A 25,881-nucleotide genomic window follows, 5' to 3' on the forward strand; every position below is an offset into this window, starting at 1 on the left:
TCCTTCGGCTGCGAGGCGGGGGTTCTCGACGTGTCAGGCTGCCACGGCGGTGACGACCACGTTGTCGACGTAGTGCCCTGTCTGGGGGTCCCACGCGCCGCCGCAGGTCACGAGCCGCAGTTCCGGGGTCGGCACCGGGGCGTAGATCGACTCCGTCGGGAAGCTGTCCTTCTCCACCGCCTGGATGCCGGTGACGACGAAGTCCGCCGTGCTGCCGTCGCTGCGGGAGACGGAGACGGTATCGCCCGGGACGAGCTTCGGAAGGTCGTAGAAGACAGCGGGCGCCGTCGGGGAATCGACGTGCCCCGCGATCACCGCCGGTCCGATGGCGCCGGGCACGACGCCGTTCTCGTACCAGCCCACGGCGTCGAAGTCGGCAGGGGCCTCGATCCAGCCGTCGGCGCCCAGCCCGAGGCCGATGAGGTCGGAATCGACGCCGATCGCGGGAATCGAGATGTGTTCGGGAGTGGCGTTCGACGCCGCCGCCGGGGCGACCGGGTCTTGGAACCCGTCGGCAGCGGAAGACGAGGCGCCCGCCGCCGACGTCGCCGCCTCGAGCGGTGGGCATCCTCCCAGCACGTCGTCAGTGAGCATCGCGCCCGCGAGGGCGCTCCACGCATCGCCGTAGTACGTCGGCGTCGCCACCGCCGTCTCGGTCATGCGCGAAAGATCGTCCCGCGCAGCATCCGTGCTCGAATCCGCCGCGTACGCGGCGGCGCGCGCGGCGTACGCGACGGGATGCTGGTCGCTCGTCACTGCCCCGGCGCCCGAATCGAGCTCGGCCGGCAGCTCGTCGCCCTCAGGCAGGGCGGCGGCGATCCGGGCTGCCACCGCGCGGTCGGCGGGGTCGCACGACTCGGCGTAACGGATCGATGTGCGGGTGGCGTCGTAGCCGTATCCGGGCTCGCCCTCACCGCTCGCCGAACCGGCGATGGCGACCGAGCCGTCGGCGGCGACCGTGGCCCAGTTGGTCGGAAGCGCATTGACGTCCAGGAGCGCCTCGGTCGCGGCTCGACTGCCGCTGGCGAGCTCATCCCACCGAGCGTCTCCCGAGGCATCCGACAAGACGGCGTACGCCGCGGGCGAGGAGTACGACGGGTTGTACGCGTGCGGGGATGAGGTCGCCCACGGCCCCGGCAGGAGGATCCGCCCGATCTCGGTCGACGCCGTCATCTCGTCGAGCAGCGCCTCGCCCAGCGCGACGCCATCCTGTCGAAGGTCATCCCGCCCGAAGGCGTCGCCGGCGAGTACGAGAGCGCGCGCAGCGTCGAGATCGGCGTCGGAGGCCGGCTGGTCATCGACCACGGCCCCCTCCTGCCACCGCCACGCGAGCAGGAGATCGTCGCGCTGCAGGTGAGTGGTGGTCCACTCCCAGATCTCGTCGAAGGTCTCCTCGTCGTCGGCGGCGACGGCGAGGAGCAGGCCGTACGCCTGTCCCTCGCTCACCGTGTCACCGCCCTGGTCGGTGCGCACCACGCGCCCGTCGTCGGCGTACTGCTCGAGGAAGTCCGCCGCCGCCGAGGCGGATCCGTCCGTCTCTTCGGAGACCGGCTCGGCGACCGGGCCCGCGCACGCCGCGGCCACGAGGGCGACCGCGACGGCGACGGACGATGCGGCGAGCGCGCGCCGAAGGCCGATCACACGGTTCCCGAGGTGGCGTGACGACGACGCACGATCAGAGCGACGACGGCTCCTCCGAGGAGGAGTCCCGCGGCCGCGACGCCGCCCAGGGCTCCGGTCTGACCGTTGGCCGTACCGCCCCCGCCGGTGTGGATGCCGCCGACGGGCATGTCGGCGAGAGTCGCGGAGTCGGTGATGGCCTGCGCGGTCAGCGCACCCGCAGCGGTATCGAGCACGAACAACGTCGACACCGAGCCCGCGGGCAGGTCGACCGCGGAAGACGACACCGCGTCGGCTCCGGTCAGCTCGAGGTCCCACTCACCGGCGGCCACGGAGGCATAGCCGGTCGCCGCGCCGGTCGGAACCTCGCGGGCGATCGAGCGGCCTTCGACGGTGTCGACGTCGACGCGGGGTTCGACGGTCGACGCCTGTACGACACGCACGCGCGCCTGCCCCTCGGCGGGGGCGGAGAGGTCGTCCTGAAAGACGGTGGTCTGGAGGTCGTCGTTGCGACCGTATGCGGCGACGGTGACCGGCCCCCCGGCGGCGACGTCGACCGACTGCTGCACGATCGGTTCGGCGTCGTCCGCCGCATCCGACGGCACCATCGAGACGACGTAGGTCCCCTCGGCGAGCGGGATGTAGTCGCTCACCGCGCCGTACGCGACGTCTTCGAGCTCGTAGACGACAGCACCGCCCGATAGAGCGGTCATCTGCACGTCGACCGACTTGGTGTCGGGTGAGAGGTGGGCGACGCGGGCCCACCCGCCGGGCTCGGTGGGAGCGGCGGATGCTGCGGGCGCGACCGCGACGCCGAAGGCGACCGGGAGGACGGCCGCGGCCACGAGGGCAAGGCCCCGGACACGGCGCCGAAGGGTGGGCCGCGCGGAGTCGGGAGTGGAAGCGTTCGGAATCATGGTGATCCTTTCTTCGGGGGGGTCGTGGAGACGGAGTCGGGTGCGGCGGCGGCAGGTCACGCCGCGGGTCGCGGCAGCAGGTTCACCGGTTCGACGGGAGAAAACGTGATGACCACCCCCGCATCGCTGCGCACGGCGGACAGGGGCGCCAGCTGGCCGGTGAGGGATTCATAGAAGCGCAGTGCCGCGTCGGAACCCGGGCCATCGGCACGCGCGTCCTCGCCGGCGAACGCGCTGATGACCAGCTGACGATGCACGCCGGAGGGATCGCCGTCGAGCTGGACGATGTCGGCGATGTCGATGCGTCCGATGGCGGCGAGCTGGCCGAGCGTGAGCAGGATGCGGCCGTCGACGACGCCCGAGGTGAGCAGGTCCTGCTCCTCGGCGGGGACTCCGACCGCGGGGTTCTGCAGCAGCTGCTGGCCGGCGATCGACCGCGCGGCGTAGAGGCCGTCGTCGCTCGCCTGCGCCAGACCCGACTGCTCGCTGTCGATGAAGCGCACATCGACCTGCTGCGCACCCTCGCCGAAGGAGGCGACGACCACACTGTTCTCGATCGCCTGGCTCACCGTCGGGAACTCCGTCGGGAAGGTGCGCATCGAGTCGGTGGTGACGACGTAGTCGTAGTCCCGCCACCCGTCGGGGGCGAGCGCCTGCACGTCGGAGTCGGTGTCGGCCTTGTAGTACCAGACCACGTTCTCGCGGGTGAAGCCCTCGTCGACGAGATCGACCCACATGGCGTCGTCGACGAGCATCCGGGAGTCGGCCGCGGCGTTCTCGGCCATCCAGGTCTCCGCGTCGCGCAGCGGACGGTCGAGGTCGGCGAGCAGGAAGCCGCGCAACTGCGCCGTCCAGAGCGGAGCGCCCGCCACCAGCGCGATGACCAGGCCGGCGGCGACACCGGCACCGCCCACGCGGGAGAGCAGCCGATGCCGAGTCGTCCGGGCGCGAACGCGCTCGACGGCGACCTGTCCGATCCCGGCGACCACGATCGCCGCGAACGGCAGCAGCATGATCACATACGGCACGGGGAGGTACCCGCCGCGGAACATGAACGCGGTGAGCGCGAGCAGGGTGATCGCCCACGGACGCAGGCGGCGCACGAAGAGCGCCGCCACCGCCGCCGCGAGAGCGGCGATGATCAGCACGGAATCGAGCTGCCACCACATGCCGACGGTGCGCGACATGAGGCTGTCGGGGTCGAACAACGATCCGCTGCCTTCGCGGGAGGCCAGCTGGAATGCCAGCCCTTCGAAGAGGCTGACCCGACCGGCGCCGGGAGCGACCTCGCCCTTGACGAGCGCGAAGGCGACGTAGGTCAGTCCGATGAGAACCAGCACCGCCGATGCGACGGAGAGCGTATAGCGACGCGTCGTGCGGTCGGCGCCTCGCCACATGAACCACGCGATGAGCGGCAGGGCGAGGAGGTAGGTCTCCTTGGTCAGGACGGCGATACCGAATGCCCCCGCCGCCCCGATGTACCCGAGCAGCTGCTTGCGCCGGCTCATCGCGAGCAGGAGGGCCCCGAGAAGCCACGCCGTCGCGATGTTGTCGAGGTACACCTGGCGGTGGAACTGCACCGCCAGCGGCGACAGCAGGAACAGCGCGGTCGCGACGGATGCGGTGAGTCGTGCGAAGCCGATGCGCCGCACCAGGAACCACAGGAGGATCCCCGCGATGGCTGTCGCGACGAGCATGGCCTCGCGCGCCGCGACGACGGCGACGTCGTGCCGGTCCCACGCCCCCGTCAGACCGGCGTACCCCGCGATCTGAATCCACCCGAGAGGCGGATGGTCGTACCAGTACGTGTAATGGGTGAGCTCGCCGAGGTTGCCGATGGCCCAGGCCTGCGCGGTATAGGTGCCCTCGTCGTCGATACGCTGCGGCGAACCGCCGAGATTGATCGCGTTGACGACCATGCCGATCGCCAGGGCGGGGAGCAACCAGGCGAGGTCGGTCAGCCGCGCACGCCAGGAGCCCCGGGGGAGCGTCGCCGCCGTACCGCCGGCATTCGCGGGCGGCACGGGAGCGGACGCGGTGGGCGTGCGTTCGAGCGTCGAGGTCATCGGTTCTCCTCCGAAGCGGCGGCGGGGACCAGCTCGGCAGAAGCGGGTCGAAGCGCGGACGACGTCGGGGCCGAGGAATCGCGGTGCGCCCCGGTGTGCTCCGTCTTCTCCCAGCTGCCGTCGCCGCGCAGCTGCCGGACGACCGATCGCACGGCCGCCGCGGCGAGGAAGATCTGGTAGGGCACGAGACCGAGCACGAGCTTGACGTAGTCGCGCACGCGCACCTTCTTGGCGTACACACGTCCGAACTCGGTGAGCCCGGCGGCTTCGGCGACGAGAGTGATGACGGTGGGCACCAGCGGAAGGAAGGTGATGAGCGCGACGACCGTCGGCACCTTGACGAGCAGGATGAAGGCCACCGAGATCGGGATCAGGATGCCGGTGGCCGCCTGCAGGAACGGCATGTTGAGGAGGTAGCGGGCGTACATGCGCTGGCGGAGGGTCGGGAGCTTCTTCCACTCGCCCTTGCCCAGCACCTGCAGGAAGCCCTGGTTCCAGCGCGTGCGCTGCTTGTACAGCGATTTCAGCGTCGGCGGCGTCTCCTCACGGGTGACGTACTCGGGGTTGTAGGCGACGACGACCTTGGCCCCGTCGCTCGAGAGGCGCACACCGAGCTCGCAGTCCTCGGCGAGGCACTGGTCGTCCCACCCCTTCGACCATTCGAGGCGGTCGCGGGTGACGAAGACGGTGTTACCGCCCAGGGGGATGAATTTCGACCGCGCGTGGAAGTGCAGGCGCGAACGGAACCAGAAGTAGTACTCCAGCACGTTGCGCAGCGACCACCAGCTCGTCTCGAAGTTCATCAACTGCACGCCGCCCTGGACGACGTCGGCGCCGGTCTCCTGGAACTTCGAGTCGACGACGGTGAGCAGACCCGGATGCACTTCGTCCTCGGCATCGAAGACGCCCACGACGTCACCGGTCGCGATCTCAAGCGCGCGGTTCAGCGCCTTCGGCTTGTTCTTGGGCACGCTGTCGTCGACGACCACCTTGATGAGGCGGGGGTGGCGAGCCGCGGCCTCGCGAACGACGAGCTCCGTGCCGGGGTCGTCGTGACCGACGATCGCGATGATTTCGAAGTCGGGGTGGTCCTGCTGCGCGAGGCGGTCGAGGGTCTGCCCCATGACCTCCTCCTCATGACGCCCGGGCACCAGGAGGGTGAAGCGATGGCGGGCGGGGCGCGGCGAGGAGCTGAACTGCGTGGCGCGGAGGTCGTCGGCCGATCGCCAGGCGTGCAGCATCCACCACAGCGTCGTCGTCGCGACCGCGGTGAGCAGCAGCGCCAGAACGATGATGCCGCTGTAGCCGAGCCACTCGCCGATCGACCAATCGGGCAGGAATCCTCCCATCACGGAGGTGCCGGACTGCGCGGGGACGGGCACGTCGGTCACGCCGGAGGGCTGCTGCCCCGGCGCTGGGGCGACGGGGGTGAGGAGGGGTTCGGGGGTCTGACCCGGAGCGGTCTGGGCGAGAAGAGACACGGGTGCGTCGAGGGGCGGGATCACGAGAAACCTCCGGCGTCCGGGCGGACGAGTCGAGGGGCGGGGAGCGAGAGGCGCGGGGTGCGCGTGCGCGGGGAGACGACGAGACGCCGAGGGGCGACGGAACGGAAGATGGCGCGCAGAACGGCGAAGAGGGAGCCGGCCTGCTCTGACATGGACGGGGCGGCTGCGGCGGCGCTCCCGGTGTTCCTGATTTCTTCCGTATCGATATTCGTCCGCACGGGTGGTGATGCGGAACGAACACGGAGACGGTTTGGAGCGGTCAGGTGTTTGCCAGGGTGGCGAAACCCTCTGTTCACCTGCGGATGGCCCGCTCGCGGTCGCGAATCCGCTTATGCGGAAATATGATGTGCCTCATGACGCAGATTCGTATCCGAGACGCGGCCGCGTTTCTCGCCGTGAGCGACGACACCGTTCGTCGGTGGATCGAGGTCGGCGTGCTGGAGAGCACGCGGGATGCGTCCGGACGCACCGTCGTCGACGGCCTCGCCGTCGCCCTCCTCGCCCGGAAGAACGCCGTGCTGCCGGCGGACCCCTCCGAGATCGGACGATCCGCCCGCAATCGGCTCGTCGGCGTGGTGACCGATATCCGTATGGACACCGTCATGGCGCAGGTGGAGATGCAGTGCGGTCCCCACCGGATCGTCTCGCTCATGAGCAGCGACGCGGTGCGCGAGCTGGCGCTCGAACCCGGGTCCGTCGCGATCGCCGTCGTGAAGGCCACCACGGTCATCATCGAGACCCCCGAAGCGAAGGCCCCGTGATGACCCGCATCTCCACGCTCGCGGCGACGCTCCTCGCCGCCGCGCTCACCCTCACCGCGTGCGCCGGGGGAAACGCGCCGACGAACACCGCGAAGACGGAGGGTTCCATCACCGTCTTCGCCGCGGCATCCTTGACCGCGACATTCACCGAGCTCGCGGCGGAGTTCGAAGCCGCGAACCCCGGCACGACCGTGCAGCTGACCTTCGCCGGCTCCTCCGACCTCGTGACGCAGATCACCGAGGGCGCCCCCGCCGACGTGTTCGCCTCCGCCGATGAGAAGAACATGACGAAGCTGACCGATGCGGCCCTGATCGACGCCGACGCCCCGGTCGACTTCGCGACGAACGTGCTCGAGATCGCCGTGCCACCGGGCAACCCCGCCGGTGTGACGACTCTCGCCGATCTCGCCGACCCGGCGGTGAAGACCGTGATCTGCGCCGCACAGGTTCCCTGTGGAGCTGCGACGGCCGCCATCGAGCAGGCAACAGGTTCGGACATCGTTCCGGTCAGCGAGGAATCATCGGTCACCGATGTGCTCGGCAAGGTCGTCTCGGGCGAGGCCGACGCCGGACTCGTCTACGTCACCGACGTCATCTCAGCCGGAGACGCCGTCGAGGGGATCGAATTCGCGGAATCGAGCGAGGCGGTCAACACCTACCCCATCGCGGTGGTGAAGGACTCCGCCCGCCCCGACGTCGCCGCGGCGTTCGTGGCGTTCGTCACCGGCTCGGTCGGCGAAGATGTGCTCTCCGCCGCCGGCTTCGGGAAGCCGTAGGCGACCGCATGGCACCCCGGAGAACCTCCCCTTTCGCGGGCGTACCCGCGTGGGTCGTCGCCATCGCCGTCATCGGTGCCGCGTTCGTCGTGGTGCCGCTGGTGGCGATGATCTCCCGCGTCAACTGGGCGGAGTTCTTCCCACTCGTCACCTCGCCGTCGTCGATGGACGCGCTCTGGCTGAGCCTTCGCACGTCGCTCACGGCGACGGCGCTGTGCATCGTCGTCGGGGTGCCGATGTCGCTGGTCCTCGCGCGGACGCGCTTCTGGGGGCAGAAGATCCTGCGGTCGCTGGTGCTCCTCCCCCTCGTGCTTCCGCCGGTCGTGGGAGGAATCGCGCTGCTCTACACCTTCGGGCGGCGGGGACTCCTCGGGCAGCACCTCGAGGTTCTCGGGATATCGATCGCCTTCTCGACCACCGCCGTCGTCCTGGCGCAGACCTTCGTCGCCCTCCCCTTCCTGGTGCTGAGCCTCGAGGGCGCCCTGCGCACCGCCGGCACGCGGTACGAAGCGGTCGGCGCCACCCTCGGAGCCCGCCCCACGACCGTGCTGCGCCGCATCACCCTGCCGCTCGTCCTCCCCGCGGTGCTGTCGGGCGCGGTGCTGTCGTTCGCGCGGGCCCTGGGCGAATTCGGGGCGACGCTGACGTTCGCCGGATCCCTGCAGGGGGTCACGCGCACCCTGCCGCTGGAGATCTACCTGCAGCGCGAGACCGACCCCGACGCGGCGGTGGCGCTGTCGCTGGTGCTCGTCGTCGTCGCCATCATCGTGGTGGCGATCGCCCATCAGGCCGGCGAAGCGCGCCTCCCCCGGCTCGGGAAGGTGCGCTCGTGAGCTTCTCCTTCACCGCGACCGTCGCCGACCGCGGCTTCGATGTCGCCATCGATATCGCCGCCGGCGAGACCGTCGCCGTTCTCGGCCCCAACGGGGCGGGCAAGTCGACATTCCTGAACGTCACCGCCGGTCTCCTCCGCCCGACCACCGGCCGCGCGCGACTCGATGACCGAACGCTGTTCGACATCTCGCCCGGCCGCAGCGGAAACCGCTGGCTCGCCCCGCACGAGCGGGGCGTGTCGATGCTCGCGCAGGACGCTCTGCTGTTCCCGCATCTGACGGCCCGCGACAACGTGGCCTTCGGTCCCCGCAGCAAGAAGGTCTCGCGCGAGGCGGCGAACCGTACGGCGATGCAGTGGCTGGAACGCGTCGACGCCGCCGAGCTGCACGACAGGAAGCCGGCCCAGCTCTCCGGCGGGCAGGCGCAGCGCATCGCCGTCGCCCGCGCGCTGGCCTCCGACCCGGCGCTCCTGCTGCTCGACGAACCGATGTCGGCCCTCGACGTGTCGGTCGCGCCGGCTCTGCGCCGGATGCTGCGCGACGTCCTCGCCGACCGGACGGCCGTCATCGTCACCCACGACGTCCTCGACGCGTTCACCCTCGCCGACCGCGTCGTCGTCCTCGAAGCGGGGCGCATCGTCGACACGGGGCCGACGCGCGACGTGCTCCACCGCCCCGCCACACCGTTCGCCGCGGGACTCGTCGCCCTGAACCTCCTCGTCGGCACCCGCACCGCCGACGAGATCCGCACCGACGACGGCCACTCGCTCGGCGCACGCGGCGTCGACGCGATACCGGTGGGCGCACGGGTCGGGGTGTCGATCCGTCCGTCGTCGGTCACGGTCACCACCGGGACGCGTCCTCCGCACGACTCCGCCGCTGTCACGATCTCGGGAGAGATCACTGATCTCGAACCGCGCGGCGACCTCGTGCGCGTGCGCTCGACCGGCATCGCCGCCGACGTGCTCCCGGTTCGCGTCGCCGAGCTGGATCTCACGCCGGGAACGACGGCATGGTTCACCTTCGACGCGGGCGTCGCCCTGGCGTACGAACTCTGACCCGCGGAAGACCGTGGCCGGCTCACACCTCCCCGCTTGACGGCGATGCATGCCACCCCTAGCGTCATGGTTCATGGAGCGAAACGACGGTCCGGATAAAGGATCAGATCTCGGCGCAGTCACCCGAGCAGGCGCAATCCTCTTCGCCTTCTCCCGCGAGCGGCCCGAGATGGGATTGACGCTCCTGGCCAAGACGGTGGGACTGAGCAAGGCCACCGTCCACCGAGTGGCTCAGACGCTCGTGTCACTCGGTCTCCTGGAGCAGAACGAACAGACCCGTGCGTATCGACTCGGCGTGCGATTGCTGCACCTGTCACACGTGGTCGAGTCGTCGCTGGACATCCGACGAGAAGCGCGCAGCGCGCTGCGCGCGCTCCGCGAGGACACCGGCGAGACGGTGTACCTCATGCTGCGCCGCGAGTCCGAGGCGGTCTGCGCGGAGCGGATCGAGGGCTGGCACCCGATGCGCGATCTCTCCACGCCGCCGGGGAGCATGGTCCCGCTGACGGTCGGGGCGAGCGGCAGCGCGATCCTGGCCGCTCTCGACGCGGAAGAAGTCAGCGAAGCCCTCAGCGGACTCGACCCGTCCAAAGAGGAGGCCGTACGTCGTCGCATCCGCTTCGCCGCCGACAACGGCTACGCGTTCGCTCGCGGCGACGTCTCGCAGGGCGTCGGCGCCATCGCCGTCGCACTCCGCGACGATCGCGGCATGCCGGTCGGAGCGATCAGCCTCGGTGGACTCCTTCAGCGCGTCGAGGCATCCGAGGCCTCCCTCGCGGCGTCGGTCGCGTCAGCCGCCGGCGCCGTGTCGGCCGCCATGGGCTGGGACTGACCCGACTCCCTCTCACCTCCGACCCCGCCGCCGTGGGGGCACGGGCAGTTTCGCGCGCCCTCCCGCCGTCACCGGGTGCGGTTTCCGTCACGTGATCTTTACAAAAGGATGCTTGACCCCGCCCTCTCGCGGGTCTTACCGTATGGTCCAGAAAGCGAAACAGCGGTTCGCTGAGTGAACCAGCAAGGACAGAGATGTCCTGGCATACACCCCGACGGCTGTCGATTTCGTGCACCACCCGAGACGCACCACCCGACTCGGCCATTCGGCCGAACCGTTCGCACGAGAGGAACCGATCACCATGGCAAAGAAATGGCTCGCCCCCGCGATCGTCGCCGCGGCGGCCCTGCTGCTGGCCGGCTGCAGCGGCCCCGAGGACGACACCGCGAGCGCCCCCGTCGACACGTCGAACGTGCCGGCGGCGATCTCGGAGATCGCCGAGCAGGGTCAGGCGGAGATCACCGCATGGCCCGGCCCCGATGACAGCCCACAGGCGGACGGCGAAGCCCTGTCGGTGGTCGTCGTTCCGTGCGGCATGGCCGTGGAGGGCTGCAAGCGACAGGCGGAGGGCTTCATCGAAGCCGCCGACGCTCTCGGATGGCAGACCACCCTCGTCGACCCGAAGGGCGACCCCGCTGCCGACAACGCCGCGATCGATCAGGCCATCACGCAGAAGGCCGACGCGGTGTTCCTGGTCTCGATCGACCCCGACATCGTCTCGGGTGCCCTCGAGCGCGCTCGAGCGGCCGGCATCTTCGTGGTGGCCTCCGCGACGGACAACACCACAGGGCTCGATCACGAAGTCTCGCTGCACGGTGACGCTGAAGGGCAGATGCTCGCCTCGCAGATCGTGGTCTCGACCGGTGGCGATGCCAAGATCGCGATGTTCACGGGCAACGAGTTCAAGACCGTCGTCAAGCGCGTCGAGGGAAGCAAGGAGATCTTCTCGCAGTGCTCCGGTTGCGAGATCGTCGCCGAGCAGGACATCTCGCAGACCGCCGGCGGCGCCGATCTCGTCTCTCTGGTCCAGAGCACACTGCAGGCCAACCCCGACGTCAACGTCCTCTGGGCCCCTTACGACGCAGCCGCGACCGACATGGTCCAGGCCGTGCAGCAGTCCGGACGCTCGGACGTGATCGTCGCCTCCTTCAACGGCAACCTGCAGAACCTCGACTTCATCCGCTCCGGCACCGTGCAGAAGATCGTGGTCGGAGAGGCCCTGGAATGGGTCGGATGGGCCGGAGCCGACGCTGTGCTGCGTCTGAGCCAAGGCGCCGCGATGGTCGACGACGACGGCGTCCCGGCCCGCATCCTGGTCGCCGACAACCTGCCCGCCGAAGGAACCGCGTGGACGGGCGACTTCGACTTCCGCGCGAAGTACTCCGAGATGTGGGGCGTCTGACCCCCTCCCGCCCGTCGGGGAGGGCACTCACCCGCCCTCCCCGGCCCCATCCAAGGACAGACCATGTCAGCTGCAGTCGAGGTGAAGAACATCTCGAAGACGTTCGGCGCGCAGCGCGCGCTCGATGACCTGTCGGTGAGCTTCGACAGCGGTCGGGTGACCGCTCTGCTCGGCCAGAACGGGTCGGGCAAGTCGACGCTCATCAAAATCCTCTCCGGCTTCTACACCCCCGATCCCGGCCACGGCCAGGCGCTCGTGCACGGCGATGCACTCGCGCTCCCCTCGAACCCGCGTCAGGTGCACGCGGCGGGGCTCCGGTTCCTCCACCAGGACCTCGCCGTCGTGCCCGCCATGTCGGTGAGCGACAACTTCGCGCTCACCGAGCGGTTCACCGGTGTGGTGCGTGGTGGATTCATCGCGCAGCGCCGGCAGGACGCGCGTGTGAGCGAGACCCTCGATCGTCTGGGCGTACCGGTGCGTCCGTCCGAACTGATGAGCGACCTCGCTCCCGCCCAGCAGACCATGGTCGCCATCGCCCGGGCATTCTTCGAGGCCGAGCGACCGACGATCTTCCTCGACGAACCCACCGCCTCTCTTCCCGAGTCGGAGGTGCAGAAGGTGCTCGCCGCACTGCGGACCGCGGTGGACGCGGGCGCCTCCATCGTCTACGTCTCGCACCGCCTCGACGAGGTGCGTCAGATCGCCGACGACCTCGTCATCCTCCGTGACGGTCGCCTCGTCGCCGACACCCCGAACGCGGGCCACACGACGAAGGAACTGGTCGAGCTCGTGCTCGGTCGCACCGCTCCGACCTCCGCCCGCGGGCGCAGCATCAAGCGCAGAGAGCCGGTGCTCGTGGTCGACGCGGTGAGCGGACCGCGTCTCCAGGGCATCTCGCTCGAGGTGGGCCGCGGAGAGATCCTCGGCGTGACCGGGCTGATCGGCTGCGGGCGATCAGAGCTCGCGCGTATTCTCGCCGGGGCCCAACGCCCCTCCACGGGAGCACTCACCCTGAACGATCGACCGTACGCTCCTACCTCGCCGCGAGCCGCTCGGCGCCGCGGTGTCGGCTACGTGCCCCAGGATCGCCGTGCGGAGGGTGTCGTCGCGGGTATGACGGTCGCCGAGAACGCCTCGCTGAGCGTCTTGAGCCGCGTCACGCGAGCCGGGCTCATCCAGAGGGGCAGCGAGCGCGAGCTCGCCGATGCGCTCATCCGGCGGTTCGGAGTAGTCCCTCACGCTCCCGAGCGGCTGGTCGGTGATCTGAGCGGCGGCAACCAGCAGAAGGTTGTGTTCGCCCGGAACGCGGCGCTCGACCTCTCCGTCCTCGTCCTCGACGAGCCGACGCAGGGTATCGATATCGGCGCACGCGCCGAGATCGCCGATACCTGCCGCGACCTCGCCGCATCCGGCATCGCCGTGATCGTCGCCTCGACGGACTTCGACGAGATCGCGAGTCTGTGCGATCGCGTCCTCGTGCTCGATCGGGGGCGGATCGTCGACGAGGTGGCCGGCGATGACATCACCGTCCAGCGTCTGACCTCGTCCAGCTTCTCGACCCCGTCATCCGATACCCCTCCAGGAGATCTCTCATGACCAGCACCATCACCGGCACCGAGGTGGAGGCGCGCACCGGCGCGGGCCGCCGGCGGGTGCGCCAGGGCATCGGCGACTACGCGATCGTCATCTTCCTCCTCGTGCTGATCGCGGTCTTCTCGATGGTGGCGCCGACGCTCTTCCCGACCTGGTCGAACTTTCAGGCGATCGCGAACAATCAGGCCGTGCCGGCGATCCTGGCTCTGGCCGTGATCCTTCCCCTCGCCGCCGGTGAGTTCGACCTCTCCGTCGGCGCGACGCTCGGCTTCACCTCGGTACTCACCGCGTGGGCATCGATCGGGGGCGTCCCCCTCGTGCCCGCGATGCTCCTCGGCATCGTCGCCGGCGCGGCGATCGGTGCGATCAACGCCTTCCTGGTGGTCAAGGTACGGGTGAGCGCGTTCATCGCCACCCTGGGCATGGGCACGCTGCTGTCGGGAGGCAACCTTCTGCTCACCAACGGGTCGGTGCTCTTCGACGGCATCGACGAGGGGCTCGCCTACGTCGCCCGCAGCCGGTTCCTGGGTCTCCCCCTGACGTTCTACTACCTGATCGCCATCGCGCTCATCCTCTGGCTCGTGCTCGAGCGCACTCCGTTCGGCCGCTATCTCACCGCGACCGGCCTCGGGAGAGCGTCGGCACGGTTGGCCGGCGTCCCCACCGATCTGTATCTCTCTGCCGCCTTCATCGGCGCCGGGGCTCTCGCCGGTGTGGCGGGAGTGCTGCAGACCGGCACCGTCGGATCGGCGAGCCCGAGCACAGGGCCGGCGTTCCTCCTCCCGGCGTATGCGGCCGCCTTCCTCGGCGCCACGACGATCCGCCGGGGCCGGTTCAATGTCTGGGGCACCATGGTCGGCGTCCTCGTCCTCGCTGTCGGCGTCTCCGGGCTCAATCTGCTGGGCGCCCCCTTCTGGGTCGCCCCTGTCTTCAACGGTGCGGCGCTCCTGCTGGCCGTGTCGTTCGCCGCCGTCCTCGCCGGGCGCGGCAGGAGAGGAAGTGCCGGTGCCTGAATCACGCATCGTCCGACGCATCGCCGAGGCGGGCGGGACGCTCGTCGTACCCGGAGCCGGGACGCCTCTGGAGGCTCTCGCGGCCGAACGCGCCGGCGCCGGCGTCGTCTACGTCAGCGGCTACGCCACCGCGGCCTGGCGGCACGGTGTGCCCGACATCGGTCTCATCGCTCTGGCCGAGATCGCCGAGTCTCTCGCCGCGGTCACCTCCGTCGTCGACGTGCCCGTGATCGTGGACGCCGACACGGGATACGGCGACGTCGTGAACGTCGCCAAGACCGTGGAGCGCCTCGTGGCGCTGGGCGCCGAGGGCATCCAGCTCGAGGACCAGACCTGGCCGAAGAGATGCGGACACCTTCGCGGTAAGACGGTCGAGCCGACCGAGGTGATGGAACGGAAGATCCGCGCCGCCGTCCGGGCGCGGACCGATGCCTCGACCCTCGTCATCGCGCGCACCGATGCCCGAGCGCCCCTCGGCATCGACGAAGCGATCGAGCGCGCGCGTCGATACCACGACGCCGGCGCGGACGCGCTCTTCATCGACGCCCCCGAATCGGAGGGCGAACTCGAGCGGATCGCGGCCGACGTGCCCGGCATCCTTGTCGCGAACATGTCGGAGTCGGGTCTCACGCCCGCGCTCTCGCGCGAACGCTTCCGCGAGATGGGCTTCGGGATCGTGCTGTACCCCACGTCGTCGCTGCGTATCGCCGCTGATGCATTCACCCGCTTCTTCGCCGATCTGCTCGCCTCGGGCACCAGCAGCGCATGGACGGGCGAGATGGCCACGCTCGGCCAGCTCAACGAGCTGGTCGGCATCGCTGCCGCGGAGGCGTTGGAACAGTCGGTGCTCGAGGGGTCGGCGAGATGACGGATGCTGCGGGGATCCTCGACGGTGCCGTCGATCTGCACCGCCACGGCTATCCCGAGATATCGGACGACCTGCGCACCCCGATGTCGGACATCGATGACGTGACCCTCTGCCGCGACGCCGGCATGCGCGCCGTGGTCCTCAAGTCGCACGTCTGGCCGACGCTCGGCCGCGCCGAGATGATCAACCGCGCGGTTCCGGGGATCACCGTGATTCCGAGTGTGACCCTGAACCGTTTCGCGGGCGGCATGGAACCTGACGTCGTGGAGCTCGCCGCGCGCCAGGGTGCCGGGGTCGTATATCTCCCGACGGCGAGCGCCGCCAGCGACCTCGCACGCGGGGGTATCTCGCAGCGCATCGCCGGGGTGATCGACCGCTACCGCCCCGACGCGGAGCGCGGCGTCGTCATCACCGACGACGACGGCGAGCTCACCGCCGCCGCGCTCTCGGTGCTCGACGTCTTCGACGCGTACCCGCTCCTGGTCTACTCCGGCCACGTGAGCGTCGCCGAGACCATGGCGATCCTCCGCACCGGTCGCCTCGCCGACCGCTATGTCTTCGCTCACCCCGACAGCCACTCGATCGGCGCGAGCGGAGAAGACATCGCGGAGGCCGCCCGCCTGGGCGCATTCATCGAGATCTGTGCGCTCGGGGCGTACGCTCCGATCGGGCGCGTCTCGTTCGCCGACCTTGCTCGCATGGTGCGCCTGGTGGGCGCCGAAAGATGTGTCGCGACGTCGGACTACTTCTTCTCGTGGTGCCCTCCGTCGAGCGCGATGTTGCAGACGCTCGCCGACGCCCTCATCGCCGAGGGTCTCACCCGCCACGAGATCGAGCTCATCTTCCGCGACAACCCGGCGCACCTCGTCCGGCACGCGCTGTGACCTCTCGACCCCCGATCAAGGAGCAAAGATGCCGCGAATGACCCCCGAAGACATCTCCGCGCTGTCGGCCCAGCTCGGCTTCCCCATCCCCGACGATGAAGCGACACGCTTCCGCGACCTGACCGACTACATGTTCGACACGGTCGATCGGTTCGACGCGATCGCGCGCGAACGTGCACGCACGCCCGTGACACGCGACCCGGGCCGGGCGCCGACGGCAGAGGAGGATCCGCTGCACGCGATCCTGCGAATCGTCGATGTCACCGAGCCCGGTGCGCGCGGCACCCTGGAGGGTCTGCGCATCGTCATGAAGGACAACATCCCGGTCGCCGGCATCCCCATGACGATGGGCTCCGATGTGCTCACCGACTATGTGCCGAGCGATGATGCCGAGCTCACCCGACGGGTGCTCGACGCGGGCGGGCGCATCGTTGCCACCACGAATATGGAGGCCTTCGCCTTCTCAGGCGGCGGCGAGACCTCCGGGCACGAGCGCGTCGAGAACCCCTTCGACCGCGCACGAACCGCGTCCGGCTCCTCCACGGGATCGGCCGTTGCTCTCTGGTACGACGGCATCGATCTCGCCTGGGGCACCGATACGGGCGGTTCCTGCCGCATCCCCGCGTCCTGGAGCGGGGTGATCGGCCTGAAACCGACGCACGGCCTCGTGCCCTTCACGGGCATCCCCACGTCGGACTGGCGATTCGACCACGCGGGTCCGCTCGCGCGCCGCGTGGAGATCATGGCCAGGGGCATGGATGCCGTGGTGCCCCCTGTCGTCCACGACGACGCCGACCCTCTGACCCCCGTGCGCATCGAGCGGGGTTCGTACGTCGAGGCGGTCGCCGCCGCATCCGTCGACCTGTCGGGTGTGCGCATCGGGCTCGTACGGCAGGGCTTCGCCCCCGCCGATGCGCCTGACGCACCCGAGGGCTCGCGTGAGACCGCCGCTGCCGTCCGCGCAGCCGCTGACCGCTTCGCCGCGCTCGGGGCCGAGCTCGTCGAGATCGATCTGCCCGTGCTCGCCGAGGGCGGTGACGTGATGTTCGCCGCGATGCTCGAGTCGGCGACCTCGGCGACGCTCGGCTGGCCGAACGCGTACCACTGGCTGTCGGAGTCCTCGCCGGAGTTCGCCGGTGCCCTCGCGAGGTCCATCGCCGAACGCGGCAACCGCCTCCCGCCCAACTTCCAGGCCGTGCTCATGGTCGGCACCTACCTGAACCGTCATCGCGGCGGCGAGGTCGGCGCCCGTGCCCACCAACTCGCCGAGGGCATGCGGGCGGAGGTGGATGCTGCGCTTCAGGACGTCGACGTGCTCATGATGCCGACGACCACGCACACGCCCTTCCTCGCGCGCCCCGATCTCGATGGGGTCGACCGGTCGTTGCGCGGCTGGGGCATGATGCACAACGTGCCGCTGTTCAACCTCACCGGGCACCCGGCGATGAGCATGCCCGCCGCCGATCACGACGGGCTGCCGGTCGGAGTCATGGCGGTCGCCGCTCGCCACGACGACGCACGTCTGATGACCCTCGCCAGGGCGTACGAGCTCGCCCACGGGTGGGCTCTTCAGGATGCCCGCTTCGACTGGGCGCAGCCCACCGCCTTCGAGGGAGGACGGTGATGGGCGCCACCACGACCGACGACCTGCTCGCGCGCATCGAGAAGGACCGCGGCGTCGTGCACCCGCACCTGGCCGTGGCGGCACGCTACAGCCCCGCCGCGCTGGAGCAGTTCCACGCTTCGTACATGCACGCCGTGCACGAGAACGAGGTGCTCCCCCGCATCACGAAGGAACTCATCATGATCGCGGCGGATGCGGCCGTCTCGTTCACCTACGGCCTGCGGTTCCACATCGGCGAGGCGCTGCGCCACGGCGCATCGGTCGAGCAGATCGTGAACACGCTCGAACTCGCCGGACTCGTCGGTGGTTTCCACGTCCCGATGGCGGCGTTCCCGATCCTGGAAGAGGTTCTGCGAACCGAGGAGTTCGCCGGACTCGCGGACGGCGACGACGCATGAAGGTCGGGCTGTTCCTCACCAACGAGCACTCGACGCCCGCCGACATGGGCGCGCACCTCGGCGACCAGCTCGCCCTGGCACGCACGGCGGCAGACGCGGGGTGGCACTCGATCTTCACCGGTCAGCACTTCGTCACCGAGGGCACGCAGAGGCTGCAGCCGCTGCCGTTCCTCGCGCGCCTGTCAGGCGAGGTGCCGGGGATGCGACTGGGCACCGGCATCCACCTGTGGACGCTGGGCAATCCGGTCGCGATGGCGGAGGAGTTCGCCACGCTCGATGTGCTCACGGGCGGGCGGATGATCGCGGGCCTCGGCCTCGGATACCGCGCTGAGGAGTTCGCCGCCTTCGGCGTCGATCGGGCATCCCGTGCACGCAGGTTCGAGCGCAACCTCGAGATCGCCCGAGCGCTGTGGAGCGGCGAGCCCGTCACCGTCGACGAGCCCTGGTGCTCCCTGGACGGAGCCACGATCGGCACGCCGCCCGTGCAGCGACCGCTGCCGGTGTGGATCGGCGGCACGAGCAACGCCGCCATCCGCCGAGCGGGCCGGCTCTCGGACGGGTGGATCTTGAACCCCGCCGCTCCGGCCGGCACGATCGCCGAGCAGGCATCGCTGTACCGCAGCACCTCTCAGGACAGCGGCCGGGGGGACGGCTGGATCGCCGCCTTCCGCGAGGTGTACTGCGCCCCCACGACCGAGCGCGCCCGCGAACTCGCCCTTCCGTTCCTGGAGAAGAAGTACGGACGCTACGAGGCCTGGGGCCAGCAGGACGGTCATCCCGACGGGCAGGCGCTGACCGGCGGAGCCGACGAGGTCGGCGCGGGGCGATTCATCGTGGGCGACCCAGAGCACTGCCGCAGGGAGCTCGCCCGTTTCCGTGATCTTGTCGGCGTCGACGAGTTCCTCCTCCGCACCGACTGGCCCGATATGCCCGCCGCGGCGGCGATGTCGTCGCTCGAACTTCTGACGCGAGAGGTGGTACCGGGACTATGAGAATTCGAGGAGCTGTTCTCTCCCGCGAGGGCGCGGATCGCCCGTATGTCTCCTCTCACCCGCTGCAGATGCGGGAGCTCGACCTCGACGCTCCGGGGACGGGTGAGATCCTCGTGCGGATCGAGGCCGCCGGCCTCTGCCACTCCGACCTGTCCGTGATCAACGGCGATCGATCGCGACCGCTCCCGATGCTGCTGGGTCACGAGGCGTCCGGACGCGTTGTCGAGCTGGGAGACGGCGTCGTCGACCTGGCGGTCGGCGACCGCGTCGTCATGACCTTCCTGCCCCGATGCGGTCGCTGCCGCGGGTGCATGAGCGAGGGTCGGATCCCCTGCGAGCCGGGTAGTGCGGCCAACGGCGCGGGCACTCTGCTCTCCGGTGCCGTTCGCCTGCACGATCACGGCGAGGACGTACTGCATCACCTGGGCGTGTCGGCATTCGCGACCGCCGCGGTCGTCGACCGCCGCTCGGTCGTGCGGGTCGATGACGACGTCCCCGCCGAGGTGGCCGCGCTTCTGGGCTGCGCGATCCTCACCGGCGGCGGCGCGGTGTTCAACGCCGCCCCTCCCTCTCCGGGCGACCGGGTCGTGGTCGTCGGCCTGGGCGGCGTAGGCATGTCCGCGCTGCTCGCCGCCCTCGCGATCGATGGAGTGGACGTGGTGGGAGTCGATCTGGATCCGGCTAAGCGAGAGACCGCGTCGCGCCTCGGCGCTTCCCGGGCGCTCGCCCCTCAAGAGGCGATCGGGGAGGGGCTGCGCGGCGACGTCGTCGTCGAAGCTGCCGGAGCTGCCGCCGCGTTCGAGACCGCGATCACCCTCACCGCGCCCGGCGGGACCACGGTGACGGTCGGCCTCCCCCGCCCCGAGGCGAGAGTGCCCGTCAGCCCGCTGGCCCTGGTCGCCGAGGGTCGCCGGATCGTGGGCAGCTACCTGGGATCGGCCGTGCCGGAGCGCGATATCCCCCGCTACGTCGACCTGTGGCGACGGGGCCTGCTCCCGATCGAGGAGCTGATCTCGGATCGTCTCCCGTTCGATGAGATCAATCGTGGGATGGACCGTCTCGCGGACGGGCACGCAATCCGCCAGGTGATCGACATGACGACGGAAGGAGACCACCGATGACACGCATCGAGATCGGACTCAAGGCGTCCGCCGAGCAGTTCGGCCCGCGCGAGCTCGTGGAGATCGCCGTCGAGGCCGAGCAGCACGGCTTCGACTCGGTCACCGTGAGCGATCACTTCCAGCCTTGGCGGCACACCGGTGGCCACGCCCCGTTCGCACTCGCCTGGATGGCCGCCGTCGGCGAGCGCACCTCTCGTATCCGAATCGGCACGTCCGTTCTGACGCCGTCGTTCCGCTACAACCCCGCGGTTCTTGCGCAGGCATTCGCGACCCTGGGGTGCCTGTACCCGGGTCGCATCATGCTCGGAGTGGGAACGGGCGAGGCGCTCAACGAGGTTGCGTCGGGGTGGCGCGGCGATTGGCCGGCGTTCCGCGAAAGGTTCGCGAGGCTGCGCGAATCGGTGGATCTCATGCGGCGTTTGTGGACGGACGATCGCATCACCATCGACGGCGAGTTCTATACGACACGCAACGCCACGATCTACGACCGACCGGACAGTCCGGTGCCCATCTACATCGCTGCGGGAGGTCCGGTCGTCGCCGCCTATGCGGGGAGAGCAGGTGACGGGTTCATCTGCACCTCGGGGAAGGGCATGGGTCTGTATACCGAGCAGCTGCTGCCCGCGGTGGACACGGGACTGGCGAAAGCGGGTCGCGACGCCGCATCCATCGACCGGATGATCGAGATCAAGGTCAGTTACGACACCGACCCCGACCTCGCGCGCCAGAACACCCGGTTCTGGGCGCCGCTGTCTCTGTCGAAGGAGCAGAAGCACGACTTGAGCGACCCGCTTGAGATGGAGCGGGCCGCCGATGGCCTGTCGATGGACGCGATCGCCTCACGGTGGATCGTCGGCTCTGACCCTCGGCCGGTCGCCGCGGCGATCTCCGCGTACATCGACGCCGGCTTCACCCACCTCGTCTTCCACGCGCCGGGTGCGGATCAGCGACGCTTCATGACGCAGTTCACGCGTGACGTCGTCCCCCTGCTCCCCCTCGGCCGCTGACCCTGTGATCTCCCGCGAGAAGCGAGCGATCCCCACCGTGGCCGGCTCACACGTAGGTGTTGGCACCGACCGCGCCGATCGGCGCGTTCGCGATGTCGCGCCAGCGCAGCGCGATGCCCGCATCGAGCCAGGGGCGTTGCCGCGCCCGCGCCATCAGACGCTCGGCGAGGCGTCCGGAGTCGTCGCACTTCTCGGCCAGCAGCACGGTGAGCACGATCGAGCGCGCACAGGCCTGCTCGAGGTATGCGTGGATGCGTTGCGCTGCGCTGTCGCAGATGCGCAGCACGACGCGCTCCGGAAGCGGCGAGCCGTTGAGGACGACGAGGATGTGCTGCAGCCGGTGCAATCGACCGACCAGCACCGAGCACTGGGACTCGATCTCGCGAAGAACCGCTCGAAGCTGCCCGCGGGTGCGCGACGCGGCGACGTCCACTCCGATGACGACGGCACGGTGGCGCCCCGACACCGTGCAGGCACAGGGGAACTCCTGCGCCTCCGGCACCGCGCGCATCGCCGCCAGACACCCCAGCCGATCCCCGATCACCGCGACCAGGGGGGAGGGCTCCGGGGCATCGTCAGGCCCCGTCGACACGGCGCTGGCAATCGAGACAGTTCTCGGCGTGGGGGAGCACCTCCAGCCGGGCAGCGGCGATCCTCTCACCGCAGCGGAGGCACCGACCGTAGGTTCCGTCGTCCAGGCGCGTGAGCGCCGCGGTGATCTGCTCCAAGACCCGCCGCGTCGCGGCGCTGGTGGCCCACGTCACCGGGTCGACATTCGGCGCCGCGCTCGGCCCCGCCTGCCGCACGATCTCCTGCCGCTGGCTGAGATCGTGCTCGAGGAGGCGACGAAGACGAGAGACGTCCAGCTTCGGGGCGGACGGTGTTGAGGTGTCGGCAGACATGATAATCCTGACAAAGAATGCAGCGGAAAAAGGGCAGCACGAATTCTGCCCTCGAAGATGTCGGAGCGTGAGCATTTCTTCACAATGCTGCGCGCAGCGCGATGACGCGCTCGCGATAACCGCCTCCGGGTACAAAAAAACGCCGCGAATGCGACGCGCGTGACTACCGAGAACGTGAAAACGGATCAGGGCGGCGGAGCACGGAACGCACAGCGGCCCCCCGGCGGAGCGATCATCGACATGCCATCACCGTAGCCCGCTTCCAGGAAAAGGCAAATCGACCCGATTCACCCCCGCGCGGTCGTCGATACGCATTTCGACGGAGACGAAGTGCTTTATCGCGATGAATGCACTATGGTCATCGGAAATCATGCCAGCTGAAGAAGGGAAGCGTGATCGACATGGCCGATAAGGCCCCTCGCGGTGGAAAAGCGAAAAAGGCGCCGAAGCTCACTCTGAAGGAAAAGCGCGAAGCGAAGCGCACGAATGCCGAGCCGGTGTTCATCAAGCCGCGCAAGGCCCGCTGAGCCCCCGCTCAGCGCGGCGCCCGGAGTCCGCGGCGGAACTCGTCGCGCGTGGCCCGCTCGTCGCGGCGACCGCGGACGTAGGCCCGGATGACCCGCACCGCCCCGCGGAAGGTGTGTCCGTTCACGAGGAACAGCACGGCGTCGGTGACGGCGTGAGTCGTTCTGCTGCCGCTCATCTTCGAGAGCGCACGGAAGGGCGCGTTGAAGACGAAGACCACGGAGAGGTCGGGGCGCCCGGCCCCGAGCGCACGCTGATGTCGGCGCTCGATGAGGCGGAAGATCGTGCGCACCACGCGACTGCGGGCGACGTGCAGCCGGTCGATCGGATCGTTGAACCCGAGCCGGTCGACCGGCCAGTGCGATGACGGGATCGGGCGCCCGAGCAGCGTCGCGAAGTCGGCATCGGAGACCTGGCGCACGTCGGCCGCGCGATAAGCCGCGACCTCGTCGGCGTCGGATGCTGCAACCTCGTCGCCCTTGACCGTGACGGTCGCGGCGTGCTCGATGTCGCGGACGTTGGGACCGACGTGGATGTCGTACTCCCCCGCCTCGACCGCCCAGGCACCCGTCGATACGTCGAAGTGGCGGAAGCCTCGGGGGCCGAGCGCCAGCACGACGTCGCGAGTCTCGCCGGGGTCGAGCCGCACCTTCGCGAAGGCCTTCAGTTCGCGTCGGGGCCGATGGACGGCGCTCGGGCTTCGCCGACCGACGTACACCTGCACCACCTCGGCTCCGGCGCGGGAGCCCGTGTTGGTGACCTCGACCCGCACCTCGTCGGGCGTCGCGCGCAGGTTCGCGTAGGCGAAGGTCGTGTAGGTGAGTCCGAACCCGAACGGGAACGCGACGTCGACACCGGCGGAGTCGAAGAAGCGGTATCCGACGTAGAGGCCCTCGCGATACTCCGCCGTGCGCGCTGCGCTGGGGAAGGTGTCGTCAGTCGCGCCGTCGGCGAGCGCGCGGGGGAACGTCTCGGCCAGTCGCCCCGAGGGCATGACCGCGCCAGTCAGGAGGTCGGCGATCGCATCCGCCCCGGCCTGCCCGCCGAGATAGGCGTGCAGCAGCGCGGCGGCGTCCTCGATCCAGGGTGCTGTCTCGATCACACCGCCCGCGCTCAGCACGACCACCGTTCTCGGATTCGCCGCCGCCACCGCCCGCAGGAGGGCGATCTGGTCGGCGGGGATCGCGAGCGTGGATCGGTCGAGCCCCTCCGCATCGGCGATCTCGGGAAGGCCGAGCATGAGCACCGCGACATCGGCGCCGCGTGCCGCCGCGACCGCCTCGGCGACCAGCGCGGCGTCGGGCACCTCGTCACGGCGGAAGCCCCGGGCGACCCCGGTCGTGACGAGCCGTGTCGCGGCCACCGCTTGGCGCAGCGTGGCGACCCGGGTCGGATTCACCAGCGACGACCCCGCTCCCTGGAAGCGCGGCTCGGTCACGAAATCGCCGATGAGGGCCACCCGGGTGCCGGGCGCGAGCGGCAGGGTCGCATCGGTGTTACGCAGCAGCACGGCCGACTCCGCGGCGGCTTGCCGGGCGAGCGCGTCGTGGGCGGCAGCATCCACCTCTCCCGGGGCGTCGCGGGCCGTCACCCGCTCGACGAGCCGCAACAGCTCGATCACCCGCGCATCGAGGTCGGCGACGGCGAGATCACCCCGCTCCACCGCGGCGACGATCGCGCGGGCGGAGTCGAACCCCGGCGACGGCATCTCGAGCGTGCCTCCTGCGGAGACGGCGGCCACGGGGTCATCGCCCCCGCCCCAGTCCGAGATCACGGCGCCGTCGAACCCCCACTCCTCGCGGAGGATCTCGGTCAGCAGGTGCCGGTTCTCGTGCGCGTACGTGCCGTTGACGAGGTTGTACGCGCTCATCAACGCCCACGGGCGCGCCTCGCGGACGACGATCTCGAACGCCGTCAGGTAGATCTCGCGCAGCGTCCGCTCATCGACCACCGAATCGCTGACCATACGGCGAAGCTCCTGGCTGTTCACCGCGAAGTGCTTCGGGGTCGCGGCGACCCCCTGCGACTGGATACCGCGCACGTAGGCCGACGCGAGGATGCCCGACAGCTCGGGGTCTTCGGAGAAGTACTCGAAGTTGCGACCGCCCAGCGGGCTGCGCGTGATGTTCAGCCCCGGTCCGAGCAGCACGTCGACACCCTGCGCGGCGGCCTCACGGCCCAGCGCCCTACCGATCTGTTCGGCGAGCTCGGGATCCCAGCTTCCCGCCACCGTCGCCGCGGTCGGGAAGCACGTGGCCGGCTCGGACCCGGCCAGCCCGAGGTGGTCGGCCGCACCGAGCTGGCGACGCAGGCCGTGCGGACCGTCGGCGAGCCGGATGGCGGGTACACCGGCCGAGGGAACTGCGCGGGTCTGCCAGACGTTCTCGCCGCTGAGCAGCGCCGCCTTCTGCAGCAAGGTGAGCCGGACGAGGATCTCTGCGGGGTCGTCCACTCAGCACCGTCCCGTCCGACGGGTTCGGTGGCCCCGCAGCGGTGTGCAGTTTATCGTTCCCGCCCGGCCTCCTCGGGCTGACCCGTGACACCCGAGACGATCAGGTCTGCCCGATCCGCCGTGGCCTCGATGAGCACCGCGTTCGCCCCGTCGACACCGCGGGCCCAGGCGGTGGCCGCCTCGACCGTGCGGCCGTGACGGGTGTGACGGTCGACGAGGCGGGCCTCGCGCTCGCCGGCCGGGGTGCGGCAGAACCACGCGAGGTCGAGTCGGTCGCGCACCCCCGACCACGGGGCGCTGTCGGCCAGGAGGTAGTTGCCCTCTACGACGACCACGGATGCTGCGGGCTCGATCGCGATCTCGCCGGCGACGCCTTCGTCGACCACCCGGCGGAAGCTGGGGGCGAAGATCACGTGATCGGTCTCGACACGCAGACGGTCGAGCAGCGCGACGAAGCCCCAGCCGTCGAAGGTGTCGATCGCGCCCTTGCGGTCGCGGATGCCCAGACGGTCGAGCGTCGCGTTCGCGAGGTGGAAGCCGTCCATCGGCAGGTGCGCGGCAACGCCCGGGCGGCCGGCGTTGAGGTGATCGACCAGCGCGACCGCGAGGGTGGTCTTGCCGCTCCCGGGGCTCCCGGCGATGCCGAGGATGAATCGCCGTCCGGGCGTCGCCGCGGCCTCGATGCGCGATGCCAGCCGGGCCACAGCCGCGCCGGGTGGTCGGCCGGTCACC

Annotated in this window: 24 protein-coding genes; 16 read left to right on the top strand and 8 right to left on the bottom strand. The window is 70.0% G+C overall.

Annotated features, from left to right (window positions below):
* Positions 1 to 33: 33 nt before the first annotated feature.
* Genes DEU34_RS12445 through DEU34_RS12460 form a run of 4 tightly spaced genes read right to left on the bottom strand, consistent with a single transcriptional unit; the run spans position 34 to position 6,108 of the window.
* On the bottom strand, positions 34 to 1,641 hold the full coding sequence (locus DEU34_RS12445) for a class F sortase (protein WP_183042473.1): 1,608 nt from the start codon (positions 1,639 to 1,641) through the stop codon (positions 34 to 36).
* A complete protein-coding gene (locus DEU34_RS12450) occupies positions 1,638 to 2,537 on the bottom strand; it encodes a DUF4397 domain-containing protein (RefSeq protein ID WP_121150758.1) in 900 nt (299 codons plus the stop codon). Before DEU34_RS12450 ends, DEU34_RS12445 begins: the two co-directional genes overlap by 4 nt.
* A gap of 56 nt (positions 2,538 to 2,593) precedes the next feature.
* The gene (locus DEU34_RS12455) at positions 2,594 to 4,603 is read right to left on the bottom strand and encodes a glycosyltransferase family 39 protein (protein WP_121150760.1); all 2,010 of its coding nucleotides are present in this window, start codon (positions 4,601 to 4,603) and stop codon (positions 2,594 to 2,596) included.
* On the bottom strand, positions 4,600 to 6,108 hold the full coding sequence (locus tag DEU34_RS12460; RefSeq protein WP_259460150.1) for a glycosyltransferase family 2 protein: 1,509 nt from the start codon (positions 6,106 to 6,108) through the stop codon (positions 4,600 to 4,602). Before DEU34_RS12460 ends, DEU34_RS12455 begins: the two co-directional genes overlap by 4 nt.
* A 353-nt stretch (positions 6,109 to 6,461) precedes the next feature.
* On the opposite strand from DEU34_RS12460, the gene DEU34_RS12465 reads away from it, so the two are divergent.
* The 15 genes from DEU34_RS12465 to fgd all read left to right on the top strand — a co-directional run bounded on the left by DEU34_RS12465 (position 6,462) and on the right by fgd (position 21,270).
* Positions 6,462 to 6,869 (top strand): molybdopterin-binding protein, encoded by a 408-nt coding sequence (locus DEU34_RS12465; protein WP_121150762.1) that lies wholly within the window; start codon positions 6,462 to 6,464, stop codon positions 6,867 to 6,869.
* The gene (gene modA, locus DEU34_RS12470; protein ID WP_121150764.1) at positions 6,869 to 7,645 is read left to right on the top strand and encodes a molybdate ABC transporter substrate-binding protein; all 777 of its coding nucleotides are present in this window, start codon (positions 6,869 to 6,871) and stop codon (positions 7,643 to 7,645) included. The genes DEU34_RS12465 and modA overlap by 1 nt, the downstream gene beginning before the upstream one ends.
* An 8-nt stretch (positions 7,646 to 7,653) precedes the next feature.
* Positions 7,654 to 8,478 (top strand): ABC transporter permease, encoded by an 825-nt coding sequence (locus DEU34_RS12475; protein ID WP_121150766.1) that lies wholly within the window; start codon positions 7,654 to 7,656, stop codon positions 8,476 to 8,478.
* Positions 8,475 to 9,536 carry a sulfate/molybdate ABC transporter ATP-binding protein gene (locus DEU34_RS12480; RefSeq protein WP_121150768.1) on the top strand — a complete coding sequence of 354 codons (1,062 nt, stop codon included), beginning with the start codon at positions 8,475 to 8,477 and terminating at the stop codon, positions 9,534 to 9,536. Before DEU34_RS12475 ends, DEU34_RS12480 begins: the two co-directional genes overlap by 4 nt.
* 73 nt (positions 9,537 to 9,609) lie before the next feature.
* Entirely contained in the window at positions 9,610 to 10,368 is a 759-nt protein-coding gene (locus DEU34_RS12485) for an IclR family transcriptional regulator (protein WP_183042474.1), read from the top strand.
* 301 nt (positions 10,369 to 10,669) lie between these two features.
* Positions 10,670 to 11,770: a sugar ABC transporter substrate-binding protein gene (locus DEU34_RS12490; RefSeq protein ID WP_147424071.1), complete on the top strand. Its 1,101-nt coding sequence runs from the start codon at positions 10,670 to 10,672 to the stop codon at positions 11,768 to 11,770.
* A gap of 63 nt (positions 11,771 to 11,833) precedes the next feature.
* Positions 11,834 to 13,366, top strand: coding sequence for a sugar ABC transporter ATP-binding protein (locus DEU34_RS12495; protein ID WP_121150774.1), 1,533 nt, complete (start codon positions 11,834 to 11,836; stop codon positions 13,364 to 13,366).
* Positions 13,363 to 14,376 (top strand): ABC transporter permease, encoded by a 1,014-nt coding sequence (locus tag DEU34_RS12500; RefSeq protein ID WP_121150776.1) that lies wholly within the window; start codon positions 13,363 to 13,365, stop codon positions 14,374 to 14,376. The genes DEU34_RS12495 and DEU34_RS12500 overlap by 4 nt, the downstream gene beginning before the upstream one ends.
* Positions 14,369 to 15,244 (top strand): oxaloacetate decarboxylase, encoded by an 876-nt coding sequence (locus DEU34_RS12505; RefSeq protein ID WP_183042475.1) that lies wholly within the window; start codon positions 14,369 to 14,371, stop codon positions 15,242 to 15,244. The genes DEU34_RS12500 and DEU34_RS12505 overlap by 8 nt, the downstream gene beginning before the upstream one ends.
* The gene (locus DEU34_RS16325) at positions 15,241 to 16,128 is read left to right on the top strand and encodes a DUF6282 family protein (protein WP_183042476.1); all 888 of its coding nucleotides are present in this window, start codon (positions 15,241 to 15,243) and stop codon (positions 16,126 to 16,128) included. Before DEU34_RS12505 ends, DEU34_RS16325 begins: the two co-directional genes overlap by 4 nt.
* Positions 16,129 to 16,165: 37 nt before the next feature.
* Positions 16,166 to 17,752 (top strand): amidase family protein, encoded by a 1,587-nt coding sequence (locus DEU34_RS12510; RefSeq protein ID WP_183042477.1) that lies wholly within the window; start codon positions 16,166 to 16,168, stop codon positions 17,750 to 17,752.
* Positions 17,752 to 18,150 carry a carboxymuconolactone decarboxylase family protein gene (locus DEU34_RS12515; RefSeq protein WP_121150781.1) on the top strand — a complete coding sequence of 133 codons (399 nt, stop codon included), beginning with the start codon at positions 17,752 to 17,754 and terminating at the stop codon, positions 18,148 to 18,150. The genes DEU34_RS12510 and DEU34_RS12515 overlap by 1 nt, the downstream gene beginning before the upstream one ends.
* On the top strand, positions 18,147 to 19,142 hold the full coding sequence (locus DEU34_RS12520; protein ID WP_121150782.1) for an LLM class flavin-dependent oxidoreductase: 996 nt from the start codon (positions 18,147 to 18,149) through the stop codon (positions 19,140 to 19,142). The genes DEU34_RS12515 and DEU34_RS12520 overlap by 4 nt, the downstream gene beginning before the upstream one ends.
* Positions 19,139 to 20,263, top strand: a complete 1,125-nt coding sequence (locus tag DEU34_RS12525) for an alcohol dehydrogenase catalytic domain-containing protein (RefSeq protein WP_121150784.1) — start codon at positions 19,139 to 19,141, stop codon at positions 20,261 to 20,263. The genes DEU34_RS12520 and DEU34_RS12525 overlap by 4 nt, the downstream gene beginning before the upstream one ends.
* Complete coding sequence (fgd, locus tag DEU34_RS12530) at positions 20,260 to 21,270, top strand: glucose-6-phosphate dehydrogenase (coenzyme-F420) (RefSeq protein ID WP_121150786.1); 1,011 nt, start codon at positions 20,260 to 20,262, stop codon at positions 21,268 to 21,270. The genes DEU34_RS12525 and fgd overlap by 4 nt, the downstream gene beginning before the upstream one ends.
* Positions 21,271 to 21,316: 46 nt before the next feature.
* Here fgd and DEU34_RS12535 read toward each other — a convergent pair whose 3' ends face one another.
* Together DEU34_RS12535 and DEU34_RS12540 are read right to left on the bottom strand one after the other, a co-directional pair.
* Entirely contained in the window at positions 21,317 to 21,781 is a 465-nt protein-coding gene (locus tag DEU34_RS12535; RefSeq protein ID WP_147424072.1) for a hypothetical protein, read from the bottom strand.
* A gap of 64 nt (positions 21,782 to 21,845) precedes the next feature.
* Positions 21,846 to 22,172 (bottom strand): TraR/DksA C4-type zinc finger protein, encoded by a 327-nt coding sequence (locus DEU34_RS12540; protein ID WP_121150790.1) that lies wholly within the window; start codon positions 22,170 to 22,172, stop codon positions 21,846 to 21,848.
* A gap of 392 nt (positions 22,173 to 22,564) precedes the next feature.
* On the opposite strand from DEU34_RS12540, the gene DEU34_RS16510 reads away from it, so the two are divergent.
* Positions 22,565 to 22,699, top strand: a complete 135-nt coding sequence (locus DEU34_RS16510; protein ID WP_259460151.1) for a hypothetical protein — start codon at positions 22,565 to 22,567, stop codon at positions 22,697 to 22,699.
* An 8-nt stretch (positions 22,700 to 22,707) separates the two neighbouring features.
* Here DEU34_RS16510 and DEU34_RS12545 read toward each other — a convergent pair whose 3' ends face one another.
* Both DEU34_RS12545 and DEU34_RS12550 read right to left on the bottom strand, forming a co-directional pair.
* On the bottom strand, positions 22,708 to 25,149 hold the full coding sequence (locus tag DEU34_RS12545) for a glycoside hydrolase family 3 C-terminal domain-containing protein (RefSeq protein ID WP_259460152.1): 2,442 nt from the start codon (positions 25,147 to 25,149) through the stop codon (positions 22,708 to 22,710).
* Positions 25,150 to 25,199: 50 nt separating this feature from the next.
* Positions 25,200 to 25,880, bottom strand: a complete 681-nt coding sequence (locus DEU34_RS12550) for a nucleoside/nucleotide kinase family protein (RefSeq protein WP_259460153.1) — start codon at positions 25,878 to 25,880, stop codon at positions 25,200 to 25,202.
* Position 25,881: the final 1 nt, after the last annotated feature.

This window comes from Microbacterium sp. AG1240 (assembly GCF_003635115.1).
Taxonomy (GTDB): Bacteria; Actinomycetota; Actinomycetes; order Actinomycetales; family Microbacteriaceae; genus Microbacterium.

Coding starts and splice junctions, on each gene's coding strand:
- DEU34_RS12495 (WP_121150774.1), top strand. CDS start 11,834: ATGTCAGCTGCAGTCGAGGTGAAGAACATCTCGAAGACGTTCGGCGCG.
- DEU34_RS12455 (WP_121150760.1), bottom strand. CDS start 4,603: ATGACCTCGACGCTCGAACGCACGCCCACCGCGTCCGCTCCCGTGCCG.
- modA (WP_121150764.1), top strand. CDS start 6,869: ATGACCCGCATCTCCACGCTCGCGGCGACGCTCCTCGCCGCCGCGCTC.
- DEU34_RS12465 (WP_121150762.1), top strand. CDS start 6,462: ATGACGCAGATTCGTATCCGAGACGCGGCCGCGTTTCTCGCCGTGAGC.
- DEU34_RS12540 (WP_121150790.1), bottom strand. CDS start 22,172: ATGTCTGCCGACACCTCAACACCGTCCGCCCCGAAGCTGGACGTCTCT.
- DEU34_RS12515 (WP_121150781.1), top strand. CDS start 17,752: ATGGGCGCCACCACGACCGACGACCTGCTCGCGCGCATCGAGAAGGAC.
- DEU34_RS12490 (WP_147424071.1), top strand. CDS start 10,670: ATGGCAAAGAAATGGCTCGCCCCCGCGATCGTCGCCGCGGCGGCCCTG.
- DEU34_RS12485 (WP_183042474.1), top strand. CDS start 9,610: ATGGAGCGAAACGACGGTCCGGATAAAGGATCAGATCTCGGCGCAGTC.
- DEU34_RS12500 (WP_121150776.1), top strand. CDS start 13,363: ATGACCAGCACCATCACCGGCACCGAGGTGGAGGCGCGCACCGGCGCG.
- DEU34_RS12510 (WP_183042477.1), top strand. CDS start 16,166: ATGACCCCCGAAGACATCTCCGCGCTGTCGGCCCAGCTCGGCTTCCCC.
- fgd (WP_121150786.1), top strand. CDS start 20,260: ATGACACGCATCGAGATCGGACTCAAGGCGTCCGCCGAGCAGTTCGGC.
- DEU34_RS12520 (WP_121150782.1), top strand. CDS start 18,147: ATGAAGGTCGGGCTGTTCCTCACCAACGAGCACTCGACGCCCGCCGAC.
- DEU34_RS12525 (WP_121150784.1), top strand. CDS start 19,139: ATGAGAATTCGAGGAGCTGTTCTCTCCCGCGAGGGCGCGGATCGCCCG.
- DEU34_RS12535 (WP_147424072.1), bottom strand. CDS start 21,781: ATGCGCGCGGTGCCGGAGGCGCAGGAGTTCCCCTGTGCCTGCACGGTG.
- DEU34_RS12450 (WP_121150758.1), bottom strand. CDS start 2,537: ATGATTCCGAACGCTTCCACTCCCGACTCCGCGCGGCCCACCCTTCGG.
- DEU34_RS12475 (WP_121150766.1), top strand. CDS start 7,654: ATGGCACCCCGGAGAACCTCCCCTTTCGCGGGCGTACCCGCGTGGGTC.
- DEU34_RS16325 (WP_183042476.1), top strand. CDS start 15,241: ATGACGGATGCTGCGGGGATCCTCGACGGTGCCGTCGATCTGCACCGC.